The organism is Devosia insulae DS-56, assembly GCF_000970465.2.
In the GTDB taxonomy this organism is placed as follows: domain Bacteria; phylum Pseudomonadota; class Alphaproteobacteria; order Rhizobiales; family Devosiaceae; genus Devosia_A; species Devosia_A insulae.
In genome coordinates, this window is the sequence record NZ_LAJE02000043.1 from 15,928 (window position 1) to 32,703 (window position 16,776).

Annotated in this window: 17 protein-coding genes; 12 read left to right on the forward strand and 5 right to left on the reverse strand. The window is 66.4% G+C overall.

The window, feature by feature from the left end; all coding sequences use genetic code 11:
* Positions 1 to 83 precede the first annotated feature (83 nt).
* From VW23_RS01640 to nudC, 5 genes are all read left to right on the forward strand, one after another.
* Positions 84 to 818 carry a GntR family transcriptional regulator gene (locus tag VW23_RS01640; protein WP_141728179.1) on the forward strand — a complete coding sequence of 245 codons (735 nt, stop codon included), beginning with the start codon at positions 84 to 86 and terminating at the stop codon, positions 816 to 818.
* Position 819: 1 nt separating this feature from the next.
* Positions 820 to 1,557, forward strand: a complete 738-nt coding sequence (locus tag VW23_RS01645; RefSeq protein ID WP_069907852.1) for a sugar isomerase domain-containing protein — start codon at positions 820 to 822, stop codon at positions 1,555 to 1,557.
* A 135-nt stretch (positions 1,558 to 1,692) separates the two neighbouring features.
* Positions 1,693 to 2,091 carry a RidA family protein gene (locus VW23_RS01650; protein ID WP_069907853.1) on the forward strand — a complete coding sequence of 133 codons (399 nt, stop codon included), beginning with the start codon at positions 1,693 to 1,695 and terminating at the stop codon, positions 2,089 to 2,091.
* A complete protein-coding gene (locus VW23_RS01655) occupies positions 2,088 to 2,327 on the forward strand; it encodes a YdeI/OmpD-associated family protein (RefSeq protein ID WP_069907854.1) in 240 nt (79 codons plus the stop codon). Before VW23_RS01650 ends, VW23_RS01655 begins: the two co-directional genes overlap by 4 nt.
* 125 nt (positions 2,328 to 2,452) lie before the next feature.
* Positions 2,453 to 3,412, forward strand: coding sequence for an NAD(+) diphosphatase (nudC, locus tag VW23_RS01660; protein ID WP_069907855.1), 960 nt, complete (start codon positions 2,453 to 2,455; stop codon positions 3,410 to 3,412).
* Between the two features lie 173 nt (positions 3,413 to 3,585).
* Here nudC and VW23_RS01665 read toward each other — a convergent pair whose 3' ends face one another.
* On the reverse strand, positions 3,586 to 4,416 hold the full coding sequence (locus VW23_RS01665) for a carbohydrate-binding family 9-like protein (protein ID WP_069907856.1): 831 nt from the start codon (positions 4,414 to 4,416) through the stop codon (positions 3,586 to 3,588).
* A gap of 161 nt (positions 4,417 to 4,577) precedes the next feature.
* On the opposite strand from VW23_RS01665, the gene VW23_RS01670 reads away from it, so the two are divergent.
* Entirely contained in the window at positions 4,578 to 6,440 is a 1,863-nt protein-coding gene (locus VW23_RS01670; protein WP_069907857.1) for an ABC transporter ATP-binding protein, read from the forward strand.
* A gap of 271 nt (positions 6,441 to 6,711) precedes the next feature.
* Here the strand turns inward: VW23_RS01670 and VW23_RS01675 are convergent, their stop codons facing one another.
* Positions 6,712 to 7,596 (reverse strand): aldo/keto reductase, encoded by an 885-nt coding sequence (locus VW23_RS01675; protein WP_069907858.1) that lies wholly within the window; start codon positions 7,594 to 7,596, stop codon positions 6,712 to 6,714.
* A 98-nt stretch (positions 7,597 to 7,694) separates the two neighbouring features.
* On the opposite strand from VW23_RS01675, the gene VW23_RS01680 reads away from it, so the two are divergent.
* Entirely contained in the window at positions 7,695 to 8,588 is an 894-nt protein-coding gene (locus tag VW23_RS01680; protein WP_069907859.1) for a LysR family transcriptional regulator, read from the forward strand.
* On the opposite strand, the gene VW23_RS01685 is transcribed toward VW23_RS01680, so the two are convergent.
* Positions 8,585 to 9,373, reverse strand: coding sequence for a class I SAM-dependent methyltransferase (locus VW23_RS01685; protein WP_141728180.1), 789 nt, complete (start codon positions 9,371 to 9,373; stop codon positions 8,585 to 8,587). The genes VW23_RS01680 and VW23_RS01685 overlap by 4 nt on opposite strands.
* 126 nt (positions 9,374 to 9,499) lie before the next feature.
* Here VW23_RS01685 and VW23_RS01690 point away from each other — a divergent pair, with 126 nt between their 5' ends.
* From VW23_RS01690 to VW23_RS01700, 3 genes are read left to right on the forward strand one after another with little or no spacing between them, the layout of a single operon-like run.
* Positions 9,500 to 10,633, forward strand: coding sequence for an ABC transporter substrate-binding protein (locus VW23_RS01690; protein WP_069907861.1), 1,134 nt, complete (start codon positions 9,500 to 9,502; stop codon positions 10,631 to 10,633).
* Positions 10,633 to 11,700: a FecCD family ABC transporter permease gene (locus tag VW23_RS01695; RefSeq protein ID WP_069907862.1), complete on the forward strand. Its 1,068-nt coding sequence runs from the start codon at positions 10,633 to 10,635 to the stop codon at positions 11,698 to 11,700. The genes VW23_RS01690 and VW23_RS01695 overlap by 1 nt, the downstream gene beginning before the upstream one ends.
* Positions 11,694 to 12,458 carry an ABC transporter ATP-binding protein gene (locus VW23_RS01700; RefSeq protein ID WP_069907863.1) on the forward strand — a complete coding sequence of 255 codons (765 nt, stop codon included), beginning with the start codon at positions 11,694 to 11,696 and terminating at the stop codon, positions 12,456 to 12,458. Before VW23_RS01695 ends, VW23_RS01700 begins: the two co-directional genes overlap by 7 nt.
* Positions 12,459 to 12,465: 7 nt before the next feature.
* On the opposite strand, the gene VW23_RS01705 is transcribed toward VW23_RS01700, so the two are convergent.
* Positions 12,466 to 13,524 carry a lysine-2,3-aminomutase-like protein gene (locus VW23_RS01705; RefSeq protein ID WP_069907864.1) on the reverse strand — a complete coding sequence of 353 codons (1,059 nt, stop codon included), beginning with the start codon at positions 13,522 to 13,524 and terminating at the stop codon, positions 12,466 to 12,468.
* Positions 13,521 to 14,540: an EF-P lysine aminoacylase EpmA gene (gene epmA, locus VW23_RS01710; RefSeq protein WP_244513346.1), complete on the reverse strand. Its 1,020-nt coding sequence runs from the start codon at positions 14,538 to 14,540 to the stop codon at positions 13,521 to 13,523. The genes VW23_RS01705 and epmA overlap by 4 nt, the downstream gene beginning before the upstream one ends.
* Before the next feature lie 191 nt (positions 14,541 to 14,731).
* Between epmA and efp the strand changes: the two genes are divergently transcribed.
* Together efp and VW23_RS01720 are read left to right on the forward strand one after the other, a co-directional pair.
* Complete coding sequence (gene efp, locus VW23_RS01715; protein WP_055876832.1) at positions 14,732 to 15,304, forward strand: elongation factor P; 573 nt, start codon at positions 14,732 to 14,734, stop codon at positions 15,302 to 15,304.
* Between the two features lie 125 nt (positions 15,305 to 15,429).
* The coding region (locus VW23_RS01720) for a glycosyltransferase family 39 protein (protein ID WP_176730303.1) at positions 15,430 to 16,776 on the forward strand (1,347 nt) is incomplete at its 3' end.

Genomic DNA, 16,776 nt, shown 5'->3' on the forward strand with positions numbered 1-16,776 from the left:
TTCCGCGCAAGTCGCTTGCAAACGCCAGTCCAAAATCATACCAGTTGCGCGAGAACAACCACGGCTCACTGGGCGGAGGACGCTTGGACTTTTACGCAGCGGTACGCGAACGGATGGAGGCCCGGCACGGCCCCTTGGGCGAGCGGCTGCGCAATGCGCTGACCGCCGTGCTCGATTCGGGCGCCATCGCCGCCGGTGAGTCGCTGCCCTCCGAACGCGAGATGGCCGAGGCGCTCGCCGTCTCGCGCTCGACACTGCGCCAGGGGCTGAAGGAACTCGCCCAGCAGGGCATCATCGCCACCCGGCCGGGCGCCGGCACCGTGGTGGTCGGCCGCATCCCCAAGGCACTGTCGCAGCTCTCCGGCTTTACCGAAGATATGCGCCAGCGCGGGCTCGAGCCGACCTCGCGCGTGCTCGAATGCTCGATCGGCCGAGTCGGCGCCGATGCCGCCTTTCGCACCGGCCTGCCGCTCGGCTCGCCCATTCTCACGCTGGTCCGGCTGCGTCTCGCCGGCGGCGAGGCCATCGCGCTCGAGCGCGCCGTGGTGCCGGTCGAAGCCGTGGGCGCCGACTACGACGGCTCGGGTTCGCTCTATGAACGCATGGACGCGCGCCACGCCCGTCCGCACCGCGTGCTGCAGAGCCTCTCGGCCACCGAGGCCGACGAGACGCTTGCCGCCCAGCTCGGCATCCGTCCGGGCGCCGCGGTGCTTGAAGTTTCACAGCTCGGCTACGGCCTGTCCGGCACCGTGGTCGAGGATGCAATGACCTGGTATCGCGGCGATCGGTACAAGTATGTCGGCGAAATCAGAGGCTAGAATGACCATCCCGCGCCAGCGCTATCGCGACCAGCTCGCCATCATCTTCGACCGCATCCTCGGCGAGCAGTCCGCCGCCCTCGACGCGGCGCGCGACGCCGTCGCCACCGCACTCGGCACCGACCACCTGGTCTATGTCGCCGGCTCCGGCCATTCGCATCTGATCGCCGAGGAGGCCTTTTACCGCGCCGGCGGCATCGCTGCCGCGCAGGCCATTCTCGATCCCGACCTGATGCTGCACCTCGGGGCCGAGCGCTCCACCCTCTTGGAACGCGAAACCGGCCGCGCCGAGCGCGTCCTCGCCGACTATCCGGTGGAAGCGGGCGACGTGGTGTTCATCGCCTCCAATTCCGGGCGCAATGCCTATCCGATCGAAATGGCGCTCGCCTGCAAGGCCCGCGGCGCCACCACCATCGCGCTGACCTCGCTGCGACACGCGCGCGCCATCACCTCGCGCCACGACTCAGGCAAACTGCTCTATCAGGTGACCGATCTGGTCCTCGACAATGGCGGCGAGTATGGCGACGCCGCGCTCAGTGTGGGCAACGACATCCGCATGGGACCGACCTCGACCATCGCAGGGGTGTTCATCCTCAACGCCGTGCTGGCAGAAGCCGTCGACCAGCTGTCGCATAACGGTGTCGATGTTGATGTTTATCAGAGTGCAAACATGCAGGGCGCCGAAGCCGCTGCAGAGGAAATGATCCGCCGGTGGCAATCGCGGATCAGGGGGCTGTAGGGTCGTCCGGGCAGGCGACTCTACAGCCTCGACCAGTCAGGTTGGTGATCGCGGTAATAGAATACCGCGAAACCTGCTGACGGGCGTTGTCAGCAGGTCCCCTCCATGTTGAGACATCAACCAAGGAGACCTCCAATGCCCGTCCAGCACCTCAATCCGGATGCCCTGCACAACAACCCCGCCTTCACCCAGGCCATCATCGTGCCCACTGGCGCCCGCACCTTGCTGATCGGTGGCCAGAACGCTGTCGACCGGCACGGCCAGGTGATCGGCAAGGGTGATGTCGTCGCCCAGTCGACACAGGCGCTCCGCAACCTCAAGGCGGTGCTCGACGTCGCCGGAGCCACACTCGAGGATCTCGTGAAAGTCACCGTCGTCATCGACCAGCACGCCGGCCTCCGCGCCGCCTTCGGCGCCTGGATGAGTTTCTGGGGCGCCCGCACCAACCCGCCCACCGTCACGGTGCTGCGCGTCGCCGGCCTCGCCAACCCGGATTACCTGATCGAGATCGAGGCACAGGCGGTGCTCGCATGAGCCCGGCGCTGCGGCCATTGCGCAAGCGCGAGGACATGCCGGACTTCGTCCGCGACGCGCTGGACCGCAGCGGCCTCCGCGCCGCCTACGACGCCCGCCCGCCCTACCAGCGCAACGACTACCTGCTCTGGATCAACAAGGTGAAACGCGAGTCCACCAAGTACAAACACCTCGCCCGGATGCTCGAAGAGCTCGAGGTCGGCGGGGTCTATATGGGGATGAAGTGGAACGGGTGAGCGGGCATTGGCCTCTCCGTGATCCTCCCCCGCGTGGCGGGGGAGGATCACGGAGAGTTCAGCGCCCCGCTTGCAGCCCGCGCCGCATCCCCCTAAACCCTCCGGACCAAACTGGAGGGGCAGCAGTGGACTACGCGTTTGCATTCAAGCCGGGTGAGCTCGATCGCGTCGCGCACCTGCGCACCACCGACGAGACCCGCACCGATCCGCGCGCCAGGACGCTGGTGTTCTGGCGCGGCAAGCTGCTCGCCGATGCCGAAGGTCGCCCCGCTGCCGTGCCGCTCGATCACCCCGCGCTCTCCGACAGCCGCGAGGCGCCGCTCTTCGTCGGGCTGACGCCGGATGGGCCGCGCTTTGCCGCCGACCTGCCGCTCTGGTCGCCGCCCGAGGACGCCACCACCATCGGCCAGTTCATTGACCAGAGCCAGCAGGTCCACCCCGGCTTCCCCGAGCTGAAGTTCGTCGAGATCCGCGGCCTGATGCCGACCCTCACCCGGCTCGAAGGCGAGACCGTCGCCACCGGGCGGGCGCTGATCAGCTGGCATTCGAGCCATCGTTTCTGCGCCAATTGCGGCACGCCGAGCGCCGTCGAGAGTACTGGCTGGGTCCGCAAATGCCCGCAATGCGGCACCCAGCATTTCCCGCGCACCGACCCGGTGGTGATCATGGCGATCACCCGCGGCGACCTGCTGCTGCTTGGCCGCAGCCCGAGCTGGCCCGATCGCATGTATTCGCTGCTCGCCGGCTTCGTCGAACCGGGTGAAACCATCGAAGCGGCAGTACGCCGCGAAACGCTGGAAGAGAGCGCCATCAAGGTCGGCCCGGTCCGCTACGTCTCCTCGCAGCCCTGGCCCTTCCCGATGTCACTGATGTTCGGCTGCCAGGGCGACGCGACGAGCGAAGCGATCACCATCGACCCGGTCGAACTCTCCGATGCCCGCTGGGTGACGCGGGTCGAAGTGCTCGAGATCCTCGCCGGCACGCACCCCGAAATCAACCGCCCCCGCCCCGGCGCCATCGCCGGCGCCCTGATCGAAGCCTGGGCTCACGGCAAGCTGCTCGACCCGGATTACTGGGGGAACTGAGGCTGGCTGGCACCCGAGCGGTCTCGCGTCCCCTCTCCCCTCTGGGGAAGGGTTAGGGTGAGGGGTAGCCAAGCACACCGGCCGAGCGGTCGCCGCTAGCGCGAGAAGCAAACCTGGCGCGCTTGGCGCCCCTCTCCCCAGAGGGGCGAGGGGGCGTTGTGGGAAGGCCTGCGCTACTCGCTCCCCACCAGCTTCGTCGAAAAATGCACATACGGGAACAGCTCCGGCACGTGCGAATCCCACACCCCGTGCGCGCTCAGCGCCCAGCCACCCGAATCCTCAGCTGGCTTCGCCGCGCGGTAGGTGTTGAAGCGCGAAAAATCCATCCGCCAGGTGTCGCCATCGCGTGGCGGCAGGGCGCGGCCGTCGGTGGCGAGCCAACCCATACTGGCCCAGGGAATGGCAATCTCCGCCGTCCAGCCGCGATCCCGGTCGGTATTGTCGTTGAGCGTCCCGTCGATCGAGGCGGCGGCACTGAGCCCCGGCATGTCCCAGCTGAACAACCCGAGCCGCGTCCCCCTGGGATGCTTGTTGAACCCCACCCCGTTCCAGGGTTTGGCCCCCGGCGCCGTGCGTGAAAACTCCACCGCTTTGCTGAAGCCGGCCCGCTCATAGGCATCGTCCCAGACGAAGAACGCCTCGTAGATCGTCCCCAGCGCGTTGAGCTCGAGCTCGTAATAGGCATCGGCGCCGGCGACGAACAACTCGACGTCGTTCTCGCTCCAGATCAGCGCGTCGCGCTCGGTGAGCCTGGCTTCGACGAACGGCTCCTCCACCCAGAACCCGACATAGAGATGCGTGTCGTCCCACAGCACCGCGGCGCGCGTGTCATGCACCGTCGGTTTGCCGCTGATCAGGTCGACAAAGCGCGGCGAGCGCGGCGCCAGCCCCCAGCTTGCGGCAGCAAGCCGGCCATCGATCGCCGGCGGTTCGGCCACCCGATAGGCGGTGTAGTGCTGAATGCGCTCCTCGGGCCACGGGAAGGGTGATGTCGGTGTGGTCATGGCGATCTCTAGCTGGTCGAGACCGGTTATCGCGTCGACCGGCCCGTCGTGCCAGCAGTTTTGTTGCCCTGATGACCGCGCCCAATGCGCAGCATTTACCTCCCCTGCCCAGCCGCCTAGATGTAGCGGATACTGTCGTTCGACTTGGGGACGTCGCGATCATGTTCAGCAGAGTTCTGGAGCTCGGCCTTTCAATCGACTGGGTCCGCATTTTGCCCGTCCTCGTCCTCACCGCCCTCGCCGCAATTCTCCCCGTCGGCCTGCCGATCCTGCTTGGCCGCACCATCGACACCGCCCTCAAAGGCGCCGGGCTCGCTGAAGTTCTGCCGCTGCTCGGCCTCGTCGCGCTGCTCGCCGTCGCCGGCGCCGCAGCAGAGCTCAGTGCCAACGCACTCGGCGCCAGGGTGGGCTACGGGCTCTCCTGGCAACTGGCGCAAAAGCTCTATGGCAGCCTGCTCCGCATGCCGCTGCTCAGCTATTTCACCATCAACCCCGGCGTCCTGAACAGCCGCCTGACCAATGACATGCGGATGGTCGACCCGCTGTTTGTCACCGTGCCGATCGCCTTCGTGCATGGCTGGGTCGGGCTTGCGGCGGTCGCCATCGCGCTGGCCTTCATCAACGTCTGGTTTCTTGCGGCCTTCGTGCTCGTGCCACTGGCCTTGCTCGCCGTTCGCTTCGCCGAGGGCCGGATCAACGCCACGATCCGCGAATCCTACGAGGTGAACGCTCGCGCCGCCCTGCAGATCGAGAGCACGACCAGTGCCGACGCGGTGAGCCTGGTGCGCCAGGCGCGAGCCACCGCTGCCGAAGAACAGCGCTTTCACGAAATCGCCGAGCAGTCCGTTGCGATCGCCGCGCACATGGACATCTGGCGGGCGGTGATCGCCGTTTCCTATCGTCTGTGCTTTGACCTGGTCACCGTGCTGTTTCTCGGCATCGGCGTGCTGCTGGCGTCATCCGGACAGGTCTCGATCGGCAGCATCGTCTCGGCCCTGTTCTTCGTCGGCCTGGTGCGCCAACCCTTGGGCGAAGTGGTCGGACAACGTTACCCGCTGGTGCGCGCCGGCATGGGCCTCGAGCGGGTGGAACAGGTGCTGGCCTCGCCCAATACCGGCCTTGCCAGTGTCGCGGCGGTCGCCCGTCCCCCAAGTTCGCCGCCGGTCGCGAACCAGTTGGTGTTTGAGCATGTCGGCTACACCTATCCGGCGCGCCAGGACGTTGCCGTGAAGAGCCTCTCGGACGTGGCTTCGGCCAGCTCTGGCGGCAGCGGCTTTCTTGCCGGGATATCGCTCACGCGGCTGGACGAGGTCGACGAGACCGAGACGGAGGCATCCCTGTCACGGGTTCTCGACGAGGTATCCTTCTCGGTGGCGCGCGGCGAGACCGTCGCCGTCGCCGGGCAGTCCGGTTCGGGCAAATCCACCATCATCACGCTGGCCTGCGGTATCGTTCGGCCGAGCAGCGGCAGCGTCAAGGTCGCCGGCATCGACACGAAAGACCTCACCGAGGAGGACGTGTGGCGCACCGTTTCGCTGGTCAGCCAGGACGTCTATCTGCGCGACGCCCCGTTGCGCGACAACCTCAACTACGGGCGCGAGGATGCGAGCGACGACGAGCTGATCAACGCTCTGCGGGTGGCGGGACTGGGGGACCTCTACGACCAGCTTCCCGAAGGGCTCGACACCCATGTCGGACAACGCGGCAAGCGCTTCTCCGGCGGCGAGCGCCAGCGGGTCGCCATCGCCCGCGCCGTGCTGCGTGACCGGCCCCTGCTGATCCTCGATGAGGCGACATCGCACCTCGACACCCGCCGCGAAGAGGGCATCCTCGACGCCATCGAGGCCATCGCCAAGGACCGGGCGGTTTTGGTCGTCGCGCACCGGCTTTCGGCGATCGAACGCGCCGATCGCATCGTCATGCTCGAGCACGGCAGGATCGCCGAACAGGGCCGGCATGCCGAACTCATCGCCGCAAACGGCCCTTACGCGCAAATGCACGCGGCGCCGCTGCAGCGGTCGTGACTAGGCCTGGGCTAGATCGCCACAGCCGCCTCAAGCCCCCAATGGGCTGCGCCGGGAATGGGAACCGACGCTCTGCAAGTCGCCCAACCTCGGTGTCATCCCCACGAAAGCGGGGACCTCCGTTTGCGATCGTGCGGCGCGCACGAAAACAGAGATTCCCGCTTTCGCGGGAATGACCCGGTGCGTGGGGTACGATCATAACTTAGCGCAGGAGCTGTGCCGGCTCAGCGGGTGGGGTGACTGCAGTGGGTCACCTCGCCAGTGAATCGCTCTAGGCCTCGGGGATCTCGCGCTTGAAGGTCTCGAGCGTGATGCTGTCCGGGTCGGGTCCGCCCCGCTGCATGCCGTCGAGCCCGTCGATCGCCGAGAGTTGTGCTGATGTCAGCTCGAAATCGAACACCGCGAAGTTCTCGGCAATGCGCTCGGGCTTGACGGATTTGGGGATCACCGAACGGCCCTGCTGCAGCCCCCAGCGCAACATCACCTGCGCCGCCGACTTGCCGTGTGCCGCGCCGATCTCGAGGATCACGGGATCGGCCAGCGTGCTCTTCGAAAAGCCCGGACGATAAAAGGTAATGCCACCGATCGGTGCCCAGGCCTGGGTCAGGATGCCATGCTGCGCGTTGAGCGCCTGCAGTTCGCGCTGCTGGAAATACGGGTGGACCTCGATCTGGTTCACCGCCGGCACCACCTTGACCTCTTGAAGCAGATGTTCAAGGCGCTGCGGCATGAAGTTGCTGATGCCGATTGCCCGCACCTTGCCGTCGGCGAGCAGCGTCTCGAGCGCCCGATAGGCGCCAAGTGTCCGCTCGAATGCCGAGGGCAGCGGCTGGTGCAGCAGCAGCAGGTCGATCTGCTCGACCCCCAGCTTGCCGGCGCTCTTGGTGAAGCTGTGCAGCGTTTCGTCGTAGCCGTAATCGCTGATCCAGATCTTGGTCTCGATGAACACCTCGCTCCGCTTGAGCCCCGATGCGCTGATCGCCGCGCCGACGCCGCGTTCGTTGCCATAGCCCGCCGCGGTATCGATATGGCGATAGCCGACGCGCAGCGCCTCGGCGACGGCAACCTCGGTCTCGTCAGGCGGCGTCTGGAAGACGCCAAACCCCAGGGCCGGCAGGGAGACGCCATTGTTCAAGGTGATGGTCGGGATCGACATTGTCATGCTCCTCGATTGCTTCGGGGCCTGAGATAAGCCGACTTCCCTCAACCGATAATGCCCTATAATCTGCATCTACTTGTAAGCACAGCTTCACAATGATGCGGACCAGCTATAACGATCTTGCCGCCTTCGCCGTGGTGGCGCGTGCCAGGAGCTTCACGCGGGCCGCGGCGGAGCTCGGCCTCTCGCCCTCGGCGCTGAGCCAGACCGTCCGCACCCTCGAAGAGCGGCTCGGCTATCGCCTGCTCACCCGCACCACCCGCAGCGTCTCACCCACCGAGGCCGGCGCGCGCCTTCTCGCCACCCTCGCCCCGCGCCTCGCCGAGATCGACACCGAGCTGCTGGCCCTGGGCGAGCTGCGCGACAAGCCGGCCGGCACGGTTCGCATCACCGCCAGCCAATACGCTGCCGACACCCTGGTTTGGCCAAAACTGGCGGACGTCCTCCGCAACTATCCCGATATCCGGCTGGAGCTGGTCAGCGATAACGGCTTCGTCGATATCGCCGCACAGGGCTACGATGCCGGGGTGCGGCTGGGCGAAAGCGTCGAAAAGGACATGGTGGCGGTGCGCATCGGCCCCGACAGTCGCCTGCTGCCCGTCGCCTCTCCCGCCTATTTCGAGCGCCACCCGGCGCCCGCGGCGCCGCAGGAGCTGGTACAGCACAGCTGCATCAACCTGCGACTCATCGGCAGCGGCGTTATCTACGCCTGGGAATTTGAGCAGGATGGACGACCGCTGCGGGTCCGGGTCGATGGCCAGCTGACCTTTAGCTCGATCGACCTGTCGGTCGACGCCGCGCTCAAGGGTTTTGGTATTGCCTTCGTCCCCGAGGATGCAGTCGGCGGCCATATTGAACGCGGCGAGCTCGTCGCGGTGCTCGACGCGTGGTGCCCGCCGATCTCGGGTTTCCACCTCTACTATCCGAGCCGGCGCCAGCAATCGCCGGCCTTTCAGATCGTCATCGAGGCGTTACGCTATCGGCACTAACCGGGCCGCACCGCACAGATGGCATAGCGGTGCTGGGTCGCGCGATCGAGAAACTGCGCGATCGGCATGTTGCGCCCCTGGGCCCGGTGGATTTCGCCCAGCGAGGTATCGACGATCACCGGCTCGAAACCGGCGCCCTGCAATAGCCGCACCACTTCGGGCGCCCGGGCCCCCTGGCGGAAATAGATCTGCGACATGATCGACTGGTACTGGGTGCGGAAATCGCCGCGCGGATCCGGCTTGGCCGGACGGAAACGGTTCACCGCCGCGTCGAGCCAGCGGCGGAGCTTCCGAAACCAGGTCTGGGTGACGAAGTCGCCATCGACGATCAACACCCGCCCGCCCGGCTTCAGCAGATTGAACCAGTGCGCAAAAGCCGCCGCGGGGTCGACCAGCGTCCACACCAGGTGCCGGGTGACGATCACGTCGTAGCTGGCTTCGTCCTCGCCCGTCGCCTCGGCATCGCGCATCAGGAAGCGGATCGATGAACCGCGCGTATTGGATTTGGCCCGCGCCTTGTCGAGCATCGCTTCGGACCAGTCGAGACCGGTGACCGCGTAGCCCAGGTCGTGCATCAGGTGCGACACCACGCCAGTGCCACAGGCGAGATCGAGCGCCCGGCGGCCCTCGCCCTGCCCCAGATGTTTCTTGATCAGCCGGTGCCAGGCGCTTCGTTCGGTCTCTGAGAAAATCTCGTGGCCGGGGCTGAGATCGAAGCTCTCCGCCCGCATCGACCAATAGTCGCGGATTTCGTCGCGTACCGAATAATTCGTTCCTGCCGTCATGCACGTCCTCATACCGCTCCCCATAGGGGAGGCTGCCACCTTGGAATGACTCTAGAAGATAAAACTTGATTTGGCGTATCAGGTTTAATACCGGCTGGTCTCGCACCCCAACGAGCGAGATGCAATATGCTTCGCAGGACTTTCTTCGCCGTCGCCATCGCGACCCTCTCGGCGCTGGCCGGCACCGCCGCGGCCCAGGCCCAGGCTTTCACCGTCACCGACGTCGCCGGACGCGAAGTCAGCTTCGACAAACCGGTCGAGCGCGTCATCCTGGGCGAAGGCCGCCAGATCTATTTCGTCTCGGTGCTGGACACCGAAGACCCGTTCAAGCGCGTGGTCGGCTGGCGCGACGACGTGCGCACTGCCGACCTCGACACCTGGAACGAGTATCTCGGCAAGTTCCCGAAAATGGCCGACATCCCGGTCTTCGGCAACCTGACCGACGGCACCTTCCAGACCGAGCTCGCGGTCAGCCTCAAGCCCGACGTGCTGCTGCTGCCGCTCGAGTCCAAGACCCCGGCCGAGGAGTCCAAACTCTTCGATACGCTCGACTCGATCGGCGTGAAGGTGGTGTTCATCGACTTCCGCCTCGAGGCCTTCAAGAACACCGAAGCCAGCATGACCATCCTCGGCCAACTGTTCGGCAAAGAGCAGCGCGCCGCCGAGTTCAACGCCTTCCGCACCGCAGAGATCAAGCGGGTCACCGACGTGATCGAGGCGAACAAGCCGAAGGAGCCGCTGGTCTTCCTCGAGCGCGCCCCGGGCTTTTTCGACGAGTGCTGCGCCACCTTCGGTGATGAGAATTTCGGCCGCATGGTCAAGCTGGCCGGCGGCCACAACCTCGGTACCGACATCCTGCCTGGCGCCCAGGGCATGGTGAGCGGCGAGCAGATCATCGCCGCCAATCCCGACGTCTACATCTCCACCGGTTCGAACTGGAGCCAGAGCGCCAAGCCCGACGGCATCTGGGTCGGCGTCGGCGCTGGCGCTGATCTCGCCGCCGGCAAGGTGAAGCTCGCCGCGCTGATGGACCGCCCGGCCTTTACCGGCGTCAAGGCCAAGGAGACCGGCAACGTCCACGCCATCTGGCACCAATTCTACACCAACCCGTTCCAGTTCGTGGCGATCCAGCAGATCGCCAAGTGGCTCCACCCCGAGCTGTTCGCCGATCTCGACCCGGATGCGACCTTCCGTGAACTGCACGAGCGCTTCCTGCCGGTCGCCTACAAGCCCGGCTACTGGGTGTCGTTGAACGACTGATGACCCTCGCAGCCACAGACACCGTTGAACTGGCGGGGCGCGGTCAATACCGCGCCCTCGCCTACAGGCGCATCCTGATCCTGGCCGGGCTGGCCGTCGCGCTCTGCATCAGCTTTGCCGTCGATGTCGCCTGGGGCCCCGCCAAATACGACATCCTGCAGGTGATCGGCGCCATCCTGAACCCGGCTTCGGCGCCCGACCAGATCCGCGTCGTCGTCTGGGACATCCGCATGCCGGTCGCCGTCATGGCGATTGTCGTCGGCGCCGCGCTTTCGGCGGCCGGCGCGCAGATGCAGACCATCCTCGCCAACCCGCTGGCGAGCCCCTTCACCCTCGGCATCTCCGCCGCCGCCAGCTTCGGCGCGGCCCTCGCCATCGTCATCGGCATCCCCTTCCTGCCGGTGCCGGCCGGCTATGCCGTGCCGGTCAACGCCTTCCTGATGGCGCTGGTCGCGACGATGTTCATTCATTTCATTTCGCAAGCCCGCGGCGTCACCGTGCAGACCGTCGTGCTGCTCGGCATCGCCCTGGTCTTCACCTTCAATGCGCTGCTGGCGTTCCTGCAATATCTCGCCTCCGAGCAGGCCCTCGCCACCGTGGTGTTCTGGACCATGGGCAGCCTGACCAAGGCGACCTGGGAGAAGGTCGGCATCACCGCCTTGGTGGTGGTCGTGGCGCTGCCGTTGTTTGCCCGTCACGCCTGGGCCCTCACCGCACTACGGCTCGGCGAGGACAAGGCAGCGAGCTTCGGCGTCAATGTCCGCTATATCAGGCTCGAGACCATGCTGATCGTCGCGCTGCTCGCCTCGATCCCGGTCAGCTTCGTGGGCACCATCGGCTTTGTCGGCCTCGTCGGCCCGCATATGGCCCGCATGATACTCGGCGAGGACCAGCGCTTCTTCCTCCCCGGCTCGGTGCTGTGCGGCGCGCTGCTGCTGTCGGTCACCTCGATCGTTTCGAAGTCGATCGTCCCCGGCGTGGTCTTCCCCATCGGCATCATCACCGCGCTGGTCGGCGTGCCGTTTTTCTTCTCGCTCATCATCAGCAACATGAGGAAGTCATGGTAAGCCTGAAGCTCGATGACGTGGCGGCCGGCTATGGCCGCAAGATCGTGGTCAGCGGCGTCACCACGCCGACCTTCTCGGCCGGCGAAATCGTCGCCGTCATCGGGCCGAACGCCGCCGGCAAATCGACTTTGTTCAAGCGCATCGCCGGCCTGATCAGCGGCGCCGGTACTGTCGAGGTGGCCAATGCCAGGCGTGCCAGCCGGGCGCTGAGCTACATGCCGCAGGACACCTCGGCCAATGCGGTGCTCACCGTCTACGAGTCTATCCTGCTCGCCCGCAAACAGGGCTCCGGCTGGGGCGTCGAGGATGGCGACCTCAATGCGATCGATGCGGTGATCGAGGCCCTCGGCATCAAGCCGATCGCCTTCCGCAACCTGGGTGAGCTGAGCGGCGGCCAGCGCCAGCTGGTGAGCATTGCCCAGTCGCTGGTGCGCGAGCCTGAAATCCTGTTGATGGACGAGCCGACCTCGGCCCTCGACCTGCATCGCCAGGTGGAAGTGCTCGGCTTCATGCAGCAGACAGCCCGCGTCCGCGGCATGATCGTCCTGATCGCGCTGCACGACCTCAACCAGGCGCTGCGTTTTGCCGACCAGACCCTGGTGATCGTCAACGGCCGGATGACGGCGTGCGGCAAATCCACCGACGTCATCACCGTCGAGCTGCTGCGCGACGTCTATCGCGTCGAGGCCCGCATCGAGCGCTGCTCCCGCGGCCTGCCGCACGTCATCGTCGACAGCACCGTAGCCCAGGCCGCCTGAGCCCGATTCAATAGCTTCCGGCCGGCGGGTACTGGTGCACCCCGCCCTGCCAGTCCGATACCGCGTAGCTATCGTCGCCCGTCGCCTCGACATTGCTCGCCGCGATCGGCGCCTTGCCGTAGCCGCCGGGGATATCGAGCACATAGGTCGGCTGGCAGAGCCCCGACACCCGGCCGCGCAGGCTTTTGACCAGCGCCTGCCCCTCGGCGATCGACAGCCGGAAATGCGCTGTGCCCGGCGCCAGGTCCGGATGGTGCAGGTAATAGGGTTTGACCCGCATCTCGACGAAGCCGCGCATCAGCTCTGCCAGCACAGCAGGGTCGTCGTTGATGCCGCGCAGCAGCACCGACTGGCTGAGCATCACCACGCCCGCGTCGACCAGCCGCCCGGCCGCGGCGCGCGCCGCCGGGGTCAACTCGCGCGGGTGGTTGGCGTGCAGCGCCACATAGGTGGTCTTGCCGCTGGCTTTCAGCGCCGCGACCAGTTTGTCGTCCACCCGCTCCGGCTCCACCACCGGCACCCGGCTATGGAAACGCACGATCTTCACGTGCGCGATGTCCTTGAGCCGGACCATCATCTCCGCGAGCCGCCGCGCCGACAGCACCAGCGGATCGCCGCCGGTGAGGATCACCTCCCATATCTCGGGGTGCGCCGCGATATAGCTGATGGCAGCGTCCATCGCCTCGGGCGCCAGCGTCCCCAGCCCTTCCGGCCCCACCATCTCGCGGCGGAAGCAGAACCGGCAATAGACCGGGCAGACATGCACGGCCTTGAGCAGCACCCGGTCCGGATAGCGATGCACGATCCCCTCGACCGGCGAATGCGCGAGGTCGCCGATCGGGTCGGCCCGTTCTTCCGGCGTCACACTGAGCTCGGCGATGTCAGGCACGAACTGCCGGGCGATCGGATCGTTCGGGTCGTCCCGCTCGATCAGCCCGGCCACTGTCGGCGTAATGGCGATGGCATATTGCTTTGCCACCGCTTCGGCTTCATCGCGCCGCGCGGCATCGAGCAGCCCTGCTGCCACCAGATCTTTCGCCGTCCGGATCGCCCGATCCTGTTTCATCTGTCGCCTCCGACCACCGGCACCCACAGCACGTCCTCGATCCGCCGCGCCCCGACCGCCAGCATCACCAACCGATCGAAGCCGAGCGCCACGCCGCTCGTTTCCTCCATCAGTGGCAGCGCCGCCAGCAAGTCTTCATCCAGCGGGTAGGTTTCGCCATAGAGCCGCTGCTTCTCGTCCATCTCGGCGGCAAAGCGGCGGCGTTGTTCTGCCGCATCGGTCAGTTCACCAAAGCCGTTGGCCAGTTCCACCCCGCAGGCGTAGAGCTCGAACCGCTCCGCCAGCCGCCGATCGTCTCCGGTCCGCCGCGCCAGTGCCGCTTCCGCCGCCGGGTAACGGTCGAGCACTGTCACCCGCCCCAGCCCCAGGTTCGGCTCGACCTTTTCCACCAGCACGCGGCTGAACAGGTACGACCAGGTGTATTGCCTGGGCACCTCGAGCCCCACACGCCGCAGCTCAGCTGCCAGCGTCTCCGCATCGGTCTCGCCCGCGGCGTCCATCGTCGCGAGCAGGTCAACGCCGGCATAGTGCTCGAACGCCTCGACCACGCCCAGCCGTTCCGGCTCGGCGAATGGGTCGCAGTCACGGCCGCGAAACTTGAGCGCCGTCACACCCGTCGTCTCGGCGGCGATCCGCAGCAGGTTGAGGCAATCGGCGATCACCGCGTCGTAGGACTCGCCCGCCCGATACCACTCGAGCATGGTGAACTCAGGGTGATGCAGCGCGCTCCGCTCGCGATTCCGCCACACATGTCCAAGGCTGGCGATCCGCCGCTCGCCCGCAGCGAGGAGCTTTTTCATCGAGAACTCCGGCGAGGTGTGGAGGTAGAGCGTCTCCCCCACTCCGTCATTGCCGATCGCCGTGGTGGCAAAGGCATGCAGGTGCGTTTCGTTGCCCGGGCTGCGCTGCAACCCCGGCGGGTCGACCAGCAGAAAATCGTGGCTTGCGAGGTAGTTGCGCACCGCCAGTTCGATGCGGTTGCGCGCCAGGAGCGCCGGACGCCGGTCGGCATGCACCGAGGGCGTCCACCATGGGGAAACCGGCGGGAGGGATGAGGGGGCGGACAAGAGGCGTCTTTCGGCTCGGGACTGGCGGTTTTCGCGGAATTAGGGTATCGGCGGCACCGATACATCAGATTAGCGCGTTCGGCCCGGCCTTTTGCTGCCGCTCTCTAGGCCCTCGCCAACCGTTGAACAAGGAAGAACTAATGGTCAAGGTCATCGCCTCGTCGCTGCGCAAGGGCAACGTCGTGGAACACGACGACGGCAAGCTCTACATCGTGCTGGTCGCTGAGAACATCCATCCCGGCAAGGGCAACTCGGTGACCAAGGTCGACATGCGCCGCATCTCGGACGGCGTGAAGGTTGCCGCCAGCTGGCGCACCGTCGAAATGGTCGAGAAGGCCGACGTCGACGAGCGCGCCTACCAGTTCCTCTACCACGACGGCGAGGGCTACCACTTCATGGAGCCCACCACCTACGAGCAGATCGCCGTTTCGGAAGATGTGGTCGGCGACCAGGCCGCTTACCTCACCGACGGCATGGAAGTTTACATCCGCACCTTCGACGGCGTGGCGCTGTCGATCGAACTGCCGCAGCGCGTCAGCCTCGAGATCGTCGAGACCGAGCCGGTGGTGAAGGGCCAGACCGCCTCCTCCTCGTTCAAGCCGGCGACCCTCAATAACGGCGTCAAGACCATGGTCCCGCCCCATATCGGCGTCGGCACCAAAGTGGTCGTGATGACTGCCGACGGCAGCTACGTCGAGCGCGCCAAGGACTGATCCGCCCCCCATTGTCGAAGGCCCGCACATCGGTGCGGGCCTTTTTTGTCGGCGCGGCCCGGGCATCTGGCCGGCGATCCCAGGGAGGCACGGTGAACCCGGCGCGCTACGAACCGCCTCTGTCAGTGTCCAGGGCACTACTGGCGGCAATCATCCTCTGCGCCGTCCTGCTGCGCTTTCCGGGCCTCGACGAGCAAAGCCTGTGGCGTGACGAAGCGGCGACCTGGCTGCAGGTCAACGGCTCGCTCGCCGAGGTGATCTCCCGCACCGCCACCGACAACTACCCGCCGCTCTACAACCTCCTCGCCTGGATTTCGGTGCAGCTGTTCGGCGGCGCCGAGTGGGTGTTGCGCCTCCCCTCGGCGCTCCTGGGGGTGCTCAATGTCGCGCTGCTCTATGGCCTCGCGAGCCGCATCGGCGGTCGCGGCGCCGGGCTGCTTGCAGCAGGGTTGCTGGCGCTTTCGGGATACCACGTCTGGTACTCGCAGGAAGCGCGGATGTATGCACTGCTTGCCTGCGCCGCCACCGCGCACGCCTGGGCGATGCTGCATTTCCTCGATCGGCCGCGCGCCGGGCGCGCCCTGTTGCTCGGCCTAAGCGGCATCCCGCTGATCTATGCGCATCCCTATGGCGCGCTGACCTGGGTCGGCATCGGCTTCGGCGCCCTCTGGACCATCGTGCTGCGCCGCGACTGGGCGGGGCTGCTGCGGCTCGTTCTGGCCGAGCTGCTGGTCGTCCTGAGCTTCGTACCCTGGGGGCTGATCCTTATCGGCCGGGCGCAGAGCATTGCCAAAGAGGGGTTCTGGATCGGTGAGCCGACCCCGGCCTTCATCGTGCTGCAATGGCGCAAGGTCACCACTTCGCTATATGTCCTGCTGCTGCTCGCAACGCCGTTCCTGATCTTCCTCCGCCGCAAGCATGGGCCGGGGCCGGCCTCAGGCTGGCTGCCCCTGCTGCTCTGCTGGACCCTCCTCCCCAGCATCCTCGGCATCATCGCTTCGCTGCTGATCGAGCCGGTGTTCTTCGATCGCTACCTGCTCGGCTCGCTGCCGGGCTTTCTCATTCTGTTCGCCCTTGCTGTGCTGACGCCGGCCCGGACCAAGCGGGGCGTGGCGCTCGCCGGTGCGTTCGGCCTCGCCATCGCTGTCGCCACGCTGTTCTTCGCCGACACCAACCCGCGTGCCGATTGGCGCGCCATCTCGGCCGGAATCCGAGCGACGATCGAGCCCGGGGATTGCCTCGCCATGTCGTCACCGATCGATGCATCGCTGCTCGATTACTACGTGCCGGGCCGCAGCGATTGCTTCCTGCCCTATCTCAATGCAACGTCCGTGGCTGCTGCCCCGCCTTCTGCCCGGATCATCTACATCGCCATGAAACCGGAGAGCGAGGCCCAAGCTGCCGTGGCGCCACTGGCCGGGGTTCGATCGCTGCTGACATCGGCGGCCGTGCCCAACGGAGCGCTCTATGTC